4 protein-coding genes and 1 pseudogene are annotated in these 4,013 nt (G+C 50.7%); 3 read left to right on the top strand and 2 right to left on the bottom strand.

Annotated features, from left to right (window positions below; all coding sequences use genetic code 11):
- Together Q1M25_RS08675 and Q1M25_RS08670 are read left to right on the top strand one after the other, a co-directional pair.
- Positions 1-652, top strand: a pseudogene (locus tag Q1M25_RS08675) (exodeoxyribonuclease V subunit gamma); the annotation flags it as partial.
- A 3-nt stretch (positions 653-655) separates the two neighbouring features.
- Positions 656-1,162 carry a thioredoxin family protein gene (locus Q1M25_RS08670; RefSeq protein ID WP_300483880.1) on the top strand — a complete coding sequence of 169 codons (507 nt, stop codon included), beginning with the start codon at positions 656-658 and terminating at the stop codon, positions 1,160-1,162.
- A gap of 114 nt (positions 1,163-1,276) precedes the next feature.
- Here Q1M25_RS08670 and lapB read toward each other — a convergent pair whose 3' ends face one another.
- Together lapB and Q1M25_RS08660 are read right to left on the bottom strand one after the other, a co-directional pair.
- Positions 1,277-2,446, bottom strand: a complete 1,170-nt coding sequence (lapB, locus tag Q1M25_RS08665; protein WP_003684462.1) for a lipopolysaccharide assembly protein LapB — start codon at positions 2,444-2,446, stop codon at positions 1,277-1,279.
- Positions 2,447-2,471: 25 nt separating this feature from the next.
- The gene (locus Q1M25_RS08660; protein WP_300483878.1) at positions 2,472-2,795 is read right to left on the bottom strand and encodes a lipopolysaccharide assembly LapA domain-containing protein; all 324 of its coding nucleotides are present in this window, start codon (positions 2,793-2,795) and stop codon (positions 2,472-2,474) included.
- Between the two features lie 213 nt (positions 2,796-3,008).
- Here Q1M25_RS08660 and ilvE point away from each other — a divergent pair, with 213 nt between their 5' ends.
- Positions 3,009-4,007 (top strand): branched-chain-amino-acid transaminase, encoded by a 999-nt coding sequence (ilvE, locus tag Q1M25_RS08655; RefSeq protein WP_036493516.1) that lies wholly within the window; start codon positions 3,009-3,011, stop codon positions 4,005-4,007.
- Positions 4,008-4,013 lie beyond the last annotated feature (6 nt).

Here is a 4,013-nt window from a genome sequence, read left to right as displayed (position 1 = left end):
AGGCGAGTTGGGCGGTTTGTGGCAGAAGCAGTATCAGATATCTGCGAAAAACGTGGATGCCGAGTTGATACGCAGTAACAAAAGGCCGTCTGAACCTTATGAAGAATCCTTTGACGACTTGGTTTTACAAGGCACCATCAGCAATCTTTACGAATGCGGCCGCATTGTGTTCCAAAACCAAAAAGACAATGCGCCCAACCGCATTGCCCGTTTGTTGGAGCATTTGATTTTTTGCGCCATCGCCCCTAAATCCGTTGAAAGCCGACAAACCTATATTGTCAGCCTGGGAAAGACCGAAACCTATGCCGCCATCGGGCAAGAGGCCGCGAGGGCACTTTTGAAAGAATGGTTGGTATATTTCCGAATCGGACAAAATACCCCCTTGCCGTTTTTTGCCAAAACCAGCCTTGCCGCTGCGGAGGAGTACAGCAAGAAAGAGGATTGGGATGCTGCCTTGAGAGAAGCCTATAAGGGTTTTAACAGCAATAAAATGAGCAAAGGGCAGAAAGAATATACTGAAGTGAAGCTGGTGTTTGGCCATTCGGATGAATCGCCTCTTGATGAGCCGCTATTTGAAAACCTCATCGTCAATCTGCTTGTTCCGCTTTTGACCGGCGTGGCAGGTAAAACCAATACAACAGAACAGGAGTAAAGCATGGCTACTTATGCAGAATATTTGGATTTTGATACCGAAGAAGACAAATTGAAACAGCAGCAGCTCTATCAGGCGACCGAGCTGTCGGCGCAAACGGCAGCGGAGGTCAAAAAGATCAGCCGTCCGCAACACTGGCTGCTTGCCGCTGCGCCATATTGTCCAGATTGCCGCGTGTTTGTGCCGTTTATTCAAAAAATGGCGGAGTTGAACCCCCGTATCCGCATCAACTATATTGCCCGCAGCGATTTCGACGACAGCAGCCGTTTCGATAATCCGCGCCAACAGGAAATCGTCCGCGCCAATCAAAAAATCCCTGCGCTGTTTTTGATGGGGCATGAAGAAGCCGGGCCTGTGTTTAACGAGTTTCCGCAAGTGGTGTTAAACCAAATTGCGGCAGATGAAACCCGTCGCACGGAATTGCGCGATGCGTATCGTGCCGGCGAGTTTAATGCCGATATTGAGGCTCAGATTGTAGCGGCGTTGGTATGGGCAGAGCAGCGTTGTTGAGCAAACATTGCTGGTGTGTACAGCCATGTTTTGAACCGCTTTGATATTTTGCTTTGTAATAAAAAGGCCGCCTGAAAAGATTTCAGACGGCCTTTTTTGATATTTAACGCTTGATCAAATCTCGATTTTATTCGGCGTAAAGGTTTGCCATTTATTGCAGGCAGGGCAGTGCCAGAAGAAGACTTGAGATTTGAAGTGGCAGTTGCGGCAGCGGTACATGACGCTTTTTTGCAGCTGGCGGCCGATAATGGAACGAATCATATCAGTGTCGGCTTTCCACTCCGGATTCATACTGCTGAGTTTCAATCCAAGCAGGCGGTACACGCCGTTGAGGTCGGGTTTTTGGCGGACAAGTTCGACAGCGATTTGCGCCGCTTCGGTTTCGCCTTTGAGCAGCAGAGCCTTCTCGTAAATGACGTTGATCAGGTCAAGATCGGGGAAGGTTTGCATATAGCCGATAAGGCGATTGAGGCCTTCTTCCTGTTTGCCTTGCGCGGCATAGGCTTCATAGAGTTTCTCGCCGACCATGCTCAAATAGGCGTGGTTTTGCTGCTCGATGGCGGAATACGCTTCCACTGCGGCAGGGAAATTGCCCTGACGGTATTCGATGTCGCCGAGGATGATGTTGGCGCGCGTACATTTTTTGTTGGCTTCGAGTGCTTTGCCGATGTTGTAGCGGGCGGCATCGAAGTTGGATTTGAACAGCGCGGCTTGGGCGATTTCGCAATAGAACTGGGCGATTTCAAACTGGTAGGTCTGTTCGTCATGGCTCAAGAGTTGCGCCATTTCGATGGCTTTTTCCCAGTCGCGGTCTTGTTGGTAGATGCTCAAAAGGTGTTGGCGGGCTTCGCGTGCCATATCGCCTTCCTGCAAACCAAGGAAGATTTGTTCGGCACGGTCCACCAAACCTGCGCTTTGGTAGTTTTGCGCCAATTCAAAAAGCACGCGTGCGCGTTTTTCGTTGACGGTGTCGGGCGAATCGAGCAGGGCGCGGTGCATATTGATGGCTTTGTCGTTTTCGCCGCGTTGGCGGTAGAGCTTGCCTAAGGTCAGGTTCAAATCGTATGACTGCGGCTGCTGGTCGATGACTTCTGCCAATTCGCGCGCGGCGCGGCCGCTGTTGCGGTCAACGAGGGCATCAAGGCTTTTGTAAAAGCCGGCCGGTATGCTTTTGGCCTGTTTCAGGACGGTCTTCATATCGACGCGCGCGGCAAACCAGCCCATGGCGAAGAAAACGGGGAGGAGGACGATGGGCAGTAAGATGACCCATAATTCGTTGTCCATGGTATTCCTTTATTGATTGGTGGCGTTACGCTTTGGGAGCGGTGTCGGAAGCCGTTGCCGGTGTTTCGGTTTTGACCGGAGTCAGGTCTTTTTCGGAAAGGTGGGCGTATTTTTTCACTTCGGCACGCAGGCGGTTGTTTTCGCTGCGCAGGGTCAGCAGACGGCCGAAGAGGGCAAACATACCGAACACGATGCCGATAATAAAGGCACCGAAAAGCACGACAATCAGTGGCAGATTGACGTTTTGGCCGGGCAGGTAGAAGAAGGATACGGTGTGGGTATTGGTGATGGCCAGCAGGAGGAAAACAAGAAGAATCAGGATTTTGATGATGGTAGAGATGAGTTTCATGGGTTGCTCCGGGTGGGCCGCGGTTGGGGCAGGCCGTCTGAAAAATGGTATCAGTTTAAACGATTTGCCGGATTTCGGATAGGACGGCATATTTCAGACGGCATGGGAAGGGTATCTTTAATGCTGACGGGTACTTGTCAAACCCATATTGAAAGGCGTATTGTTCAGTCTTTAGTTATTATCTTACAAATCAGAATAAGAAAGGCAATCATCATGAGCAGACCAGTCCCAGCCGTATTCGGCAGCGTTTTCCACGCTGAAATGCCCGTTATCGCTTATCGTGAAGGTAAATGGCAACCGGTAGAATGGCAATCTTCCAAAGACCTGACACTCGCCCCCGGCGCACATGCTTTGCATTACGGCAGCGAATGTTTTGAAGGTTTGAAGGCATTCCGTCAGGCAAACGGCAAAATCGTGATGTTCCGCCCGACCGCTAACATCGCGCGTATGCAGCAAAGCGCAGATATTCTGCACCTGCCGCGTCCTGAAACGGAAGCTTATTTGAATGCTTTGATCGAATTGGTCAAACGCTCCGCCGAGGAAATCCCTGATGCGCCTGCCGCTTTGTACCTGCGTCCGACTTTGATCGGTACCGACCCTGTGATCGGCAAAGCCGGTTCTCCTTCCGAAACAGCCTTGCTGTACATTTTGGCTTCTCCTGTCGGCGACTATTTCAAAGCCGGTTCGCCCGTTAAAATCTTGGTGGAAACCGAACACATCCGTTGCGCCCCGCACATGGGTCGTGTGAAATGCGGCGGCAACTACGCTTCCGCCATGCCATGGGTATTGAAAGCCAAAGCAGAGCACGGTGCAAACCAAGTACTGTTCTGCCCGAATGGCGATGTTCAGGAAACCGGCGCGTCTAACTTTATCCTGATTAACGGCGATGAAATCATTACCAAACCGTTGACCGATGAATTCTTGCACGGCGTTACCCGAGATTCCGTACTGACTGTTGCTAAAGATTTGGGCTACACCGTTACCGAGCGCAACTTTACTGTCGACGAGCTGAAAACTGCGATTGAGAATGGTGCGGAAGCGATTCTGACCGGTACGGCTGCGGTTATTTCTCCGGTAACTTCTTTTGTGATTGACGGCAAAGAAATCGAAGTGAAGAGCCAAGAGCGCGGTTATGCAATCCGTAAGGCAATTACGGACATTCAATACGGTTTGACAGAAGATAAACACGGCTGGTTGGTCGAAGTTTGTTAAGTAGAA

Source organism: uncultured Neisseria sp., from assembly GCF_951230505.1.
In the GTDB taxonomy this organism is placed as follows: Bacteria; Pseudomonadota; Gammaproteobacteria; order Burkholderiales; family Neisseriaceae; genus Neisseria.
This window is presented reverse-complemented; position numbering and strand designations above follow the sequence as displayed.